The 5,239-nt window shown below is 49.9% G+C and carries 4 protein-coding genes; all 4 read right to left on the bottom strand.

Annotation, left to right across the window (positions count from 1 at the left end):
• Nucleotides 1-1,254, bottom strand: a 1,254-nt coding sequence (locus tag A4E54_RS00715; protein ID WP_286723749.1) for a sigma-54-dependent Fis family transcriptional regulator, incomplete at its 3' end; no start/stop codon positions are given.
• A gap of 197 nt (nt 1,255-1,451) precedes the next feature.
• Nucleotides 1,452-2,999 (bottom strand): acyl-CoA carboxylase subunit beta, encoded by a 1,548-nt coding sequence (locus A4E54_RS00710; protein ID WP_286723747.1) that lies wholly within the window; start codon nt 2,997-2,999, stop codon nt 1,452-1,454.
• 47 nt (nt 3,000-3,046) lie between these two features.
• Nucleotides 3,047-4,207 (bottom strand): glutaryl-CoA dehydrogenase Acd, encoded by a 1,161-nt coding sequence (acd, locus tag A4E54_RS00705; protein ID WP_353681803.1) that lies wholly within the window; start codon nt 4,205-4,207, stop codon nt 3,047-3,049.
• A gap of 255 nt (nt 4,208-4,462) precedes the next feature.
• Nucleotides 4,463-5,239 (bottom strand): zinc-binding dehydrogenase (locus A4E54_RS00700; RefSeq protein ID WP_286723745.1); only part of this gene is annotated, 777 nt, incomplete at its 5' end.

Genomic DNA, 5,239 nt, shown 5'->3' with positions numbered 1-5,239 from the left:
GCCGGAATCACCGATCAGCAGCACTGTTGAGTCCACCTGAGCCACCCTGGTGCAAAGATCAATAACACTTTGCATCTCCGGCGAGTTGGTGGCTAAGTTTTGTTCCTTATTCTGCTGGCCGTTCCGGTTGCACAACTCGGCCTGATAACGGCGGTTGAGATTTTTACTGTCATGCAATTCCTGTCTTAACTTTTCGAACTCGGTAAGATCCCGCACGTTGATTACGACTCTGACAATTTCGCCACGCTCGTTAGCCACAGGGTTGCCGGTGATCAGAAGCCTGTTCCCCATTGGTGAAGTTTGCAAATTGGTAACAGCCTTTTTTTTCTTCAAGACAGCATCTACAATCGACGAGGCGTAATGACCGCCTTCCACCAGTTTCTGAAAAGGCCGGCCAACGATATCTTTGGCCCTGAGTCCGGTCATCCTGGTGTACGCCTCATTCACCTGGGAAACAACACCATCACGCCTTGCAATCAAAATGCCGTCGTATGAAGACTCAATCAACGCTTTTAGTTCCTTGTTCAGCTCTTTAACAGATTCTAATTCATGAGATATAAACTCAATCTCGGAAATGTCCTGAAAAATACCTACTGCTCCAATAACCTTGCCATCTTCGATAATAGGGCTGCGGTTGCTGACGTATATTCTTGTGCCTACCGAATACTTCACCGGAAGCCTTTGGCCGAATTTAGTCTCCCCGGTCTCCAGAATTTCCAGAAGGCCGGTTGGTATTACGACATCCGCCAGAAACTTACCGATAGCCTCACTTCTGGCTCTCCGGGTGATCTTCTCGGCGGCGGGGTTGAATGTTGTAATAATCCCGTCTTTGTTTATTGAAATGATCCCTGTGTGGGCGGCATTAAGTACAGCATCAAGCTCCCGGCTGATAAACTTGGTGTAAGGATAAAGAGAAGTAGCCAGGTCATACTTTGTACTGATTCCCTGCAGCTTTCCGTCAGCGTCAACGATAGCGATTACCTCGCTGGGAGCTGTCCAAGCCTCTTCCTGGTATACATCCGGACTCATGCTGATAAAATTTCTATCCATTACTTCAGCCAGTTTTGTGTCCAGTGAGATTGGCGTCCCGTCACGAAAGGTCAGCCCGCTGCCTACCACTCCGAGCAGACGGCCTTGCTCATCAACGATGCCGACAACTCCAATGGGATGCTCCTGCCATAACCGCAAAACATCCCCGATTGTCTGATCCGGACAGAGGGTCAGCGGCGGCTTCTTAATCAGATTAGCCAGCATAAAATCTTGTCACCGCCTCACTCCCAGTCATAATAGTGTTACTTTTCGATAAACAGGCTCCGCCGGCGGGCGAAGCCTAATATTTACTTTTTATATGGCCTGTCAGTGACGCGGTTTCATGGATTAAGCCCGTCAGCCGCGTCACCGGCTTGTCTTTAGAAATCAACTCCTGCCACATTAATTAGTAAATTGGTTTTCTATAAATTGATATTGGAGTATTTCCTGTACGGTCTAGCCACAGTTTTGTTCTCCAGCATATCGAGAGCCAGGCAAATATTTCTCCTGGTTTCATTCGGCATAATCACATCGTCGATATACCCGCGGCTGGCGGCACTATACGGGTTCTGATAGAGGTCTCTGTACTCTTTAATCTTCTGCGCCGCTGTTTCCTTCGGGTTCTCTGAATTCTTGATTTCCTTGGCAAAAATAACGCTCGCCGCTGTTTCCGCGCCGACGATGGTCACTGTAGCCTGCGGCCAGCTGAACACGATGTCCGCGCCGGTGTCTTTGCAGCACATGCCCAGATAGGCGCCGGCAAACGATTTACCCATGATTATTGTTACCTTCGGCACCGTGGCGTCAATATAAGCGTACAGCATTTTGGCGCCGTGTCTCAGGATACCCTTCCAGTCTTCGTCCGGGCCGATCATGAACGCCGGGGTGTCGTGAATGTTCACGAGAGGAATATTGAACAGGTCGCAGAACCGGACAAACCGGGCTACCTTGTCAGCGGCGTCACAGTTAATTACGCCGCCCATCCAGTTGGGCTGGCTGGCGACGATACCTGTCGCTCTCCCGTTAAACCGGCCGAAGCCGACAATTACGTTCTTCGCAAAATTTTCATGTATTTCAAAGAAATAGCCGTTGTCAACAATATTGTAAATAACCTTATGCATGTCATAGGGCATATTTCTGTTTTCAGGCATCACTTCGTCAAGTTCCGGCACCAGTTTCATCGGGTCGTCATCGCACGCAATGCGCGCTGGCTTTTCCTTGTTGTTCTGCGGCAGGAAAGCGAGCAGATCCTTCACCTTGTCCATGCAGTCTTTATCGTCTTCCACCACGACATGGGTGCAGCCCGACTTGACGGCGTGCGCTTGCCAGCCGGACAGCGTCGGCAGATCGATGTCTATGCCCAACTGGGTCTTTACGAATGGGGGACCGGCAATGCCCATAAATCCGGTATTGCGGCACTGGAACACAAAGTCCTGCATAACCGGGTGGTACGCTTGGCCGCCCATGCACGGACCCATCAGGGTGGCAATTTGCGGGATAATGCCTGATGCCAGGTTCTGGGCCTTGAACAGCCACGCGTAAGCCTGCAGCGTGTCGATACCTTCCTGCAATCTGGCTCCGCCGGAATCGTTCATGCCGACAAAGGGAATGCCCATATCCTTGGCCATTTCGATCGCGGCGGCAAACTTCTTGCCGTGGTATTCGCCGAATGTACCCGCCATGGAGGTGAAATCCTCGGCGCCGACCATAACCATCCGGCCGTTTACCTTACCATAACCGCAAACAACGCCTTCAGCCGGAATTTCTTTGTCTTCCAGGCCGAAATGAGTTGCCCTGTGTTTGAGGTACATGCCGATTTCCGTAAAGGTGCCCGGGTCAAAAAAATACTCGATTCTTTCCCGCGCCGTCAGCTTGCCGTCTTTGTGCTGTTTCGCAACAGCTTTTTCGCCGCCCATGGCTTTAATTCTTTTTCTATTCTGGGCAAGTTCTTCGTATAAATTTTCGTGCATTTGAAAACCCCCTCATATTTAATTGATCCATTACCTTCATAATAATACTATATACGCTTGCGATAGCCAAGCATTGTTTCACCAATGATTAGTTTTTGAATGTTGCTGGTGCCTTCAACAATCTGATACGACTTGGCGTCACGGTAGTAACGGGCAACCGGGTATTCCTCGGAGTAACCATAGGAACCGTAAATTTTCATGGCGTAATCAGCGCATTTGTTTACTACTTCGCCAACATAGTACTTGCCCATAGAAGTTTCCAAAGTGCAAGGCCTGCCTTGATCTTTCAGGAAAGCGGCGCGGTACACCAAGAACCTGGCTGCTTCAACCTCAGTCGCCATCTGGGCGATCATGTCGGTGACCATCTGGAATTTGCCGATCGGCACGCCAAACTGCTGCCGCTCATTAGCATAATTTAAGGCCGCGTCCAGGCAAGCCTGCGCCAAACCGAGACCGCCGGCCTGGCAGCCCAAACGGGTGTCGTTCAGCTGTTCCATGCAGATCTTAAAGCCTTGTCCCTCTTTACCGAGCAATGCGGATGCCGGAATACGGCAGTTTTCAAACGTAATCGAACCGACCGGCGCGCCCCAGGTGCCCAGTTTATCAGTGATTGGCTCAATCGTGATCCCGGGCGTATTCATATCTATGACAAAAGCTGACATACCTTTGATTTTTTTGGCCGGATCGGTATAAGCGTAAAGCAATCCCATATCACAGACGGTGGCGTTGGAAATCCACATCTTATTACCGTTAACTATATAGCTGTCGCCATCCTTGATTGCTTTTGTCCTCATTGACCCCACGTCTGATCCGGAGTCAGGCTCGGTAATGGCGAACATCCCCAGCAAGCTGCCGTCGACCAGGCCGGGCAGATATTTCATCTTTTGTTCTTCCGTACCGTATCTCAGAATAGTGCATCCCGGGCCATTGGGGTTCATGTTGAACGGCAAACGCATCGACGCGTGCACCCGTGATATTTCTTCAGCGATAATGGTGGCGGCCAACCAGCCCATTTCGTTTCCACCATACTCTTCAGGTATGACACAACCAAAGAAGCCCAAGTCGGCCATTTTTTGCACCAAATCCCGGCGGAACCGGTGGGCCTTGTCATCCTCGTCCACAGTCGGCTGTATTTCCTTAACCGCGAAATCCCTGGCCACTTTTCTTATGTCTTGCAACTCTTCGGTCAGATCAAAATTAATTGTCAAACCTCCCTCCATTTTTAGCTTATTGCATGTTAAAAAATTAACATGCACAAAATAAATTTAATGCAAAATCCTTGCCAGGGAGTGCATGCCGGCTATATGACATTAATTGCGAAATTGCAGATCCAACCAATGCAATAATGCATCCACCAAATCAAATAAACCCCCGGCCATTAGTTTAAGGCCATAACCTTAAGCTAATAACTGCAAAAATGCAGTATTCATGCAATAATGCAGCTTGGCCGGGGGATGGTCATTCTAGAAATCCGGGGTCAGCACAATACGCTGCACCAACTTACCGCTGTGCGCTTCTTCATATGCCTTTAAGATTGTGCTCATCGGCCTGATATCCACAAAAGGCTTAACCTGGATTTTGCCTTCAAGCACCATGTTCAGCACTGGCTTATAGTGTTGCGGCAGGCAGCCCCAGGTGCCCATGATATCAGCTTCAAACGCCATCAATCTCGACAGCATGTACTCGGTCTTGACCATACCAAAACCGACTACCATCATTTTACTGAGGAATGTAAGCAGGCCCAGCGCGATTTCCTGGCCGGCTTTCGTTCCGGTGCACTCAAAAATTTTCAGCCCCCAGTTAGGCAATTTCTTTTCTTTTGAATAAGCCCTGAAATCACCGGAAATCGCTTTAGCGTCTTTGTCCAGGGTGCTGATCGTGTATGTCGCCCCGAAACTAAGAGCGCGCTCTAGTTTTTCTTTATTTCTGGCAATTACGATAACTTCTTTGGCGCCCAACGCCGCGACGATCTGAGTCATGTATACGCCGATTCCACCGGTGCCGCCAATAACGATCGCAACGTCTCCTTCTTTAACGCCGGCCTTCATGGCAGCCTGATACGGGGAGGTAATCGCGTCGGCAACAACAGACAGCGTTTCTAAAGAAAAGTCTTTCTTGTCTTCAACTACGCACAGGTCACCGGCGGGAACCGGAATATAATCCGAAAAGCCGCCGTAAATCCCCAGGCTGTTGCCGGGCATCGCCTGCTTCAGGCAGCGGTTGCCGTGGCCGGCAGCGCA

The organism is Pelotomaculum sp. PtaB.Bin117 (genome assembly GCF_002067195.1).
Taxonomy (GTDB): domain Bacteria; phylum Bacillota; class Desulfotomaculia; order Desulfotomaculales; family Pelotomaculaceae; genus Pelotomaculum_D; species Pelotomaculum_D terephthalicicum.
The sequence above is the reverse complement of the archived record's forward strand: the minus strand, read 5'-3'. Positions and strand labels throughout refer to the sequence as shown.

What these genes read in the sequence shown, in the direction of transcription:
- A4E54_RS00710 (WP_286723747.1), bottom strand. Translation starts at nt 2,999, where the DNA reads ATGCACGAAAATTTATACGAAGAACTTGCCCAGAATAGAAAAAGAATT.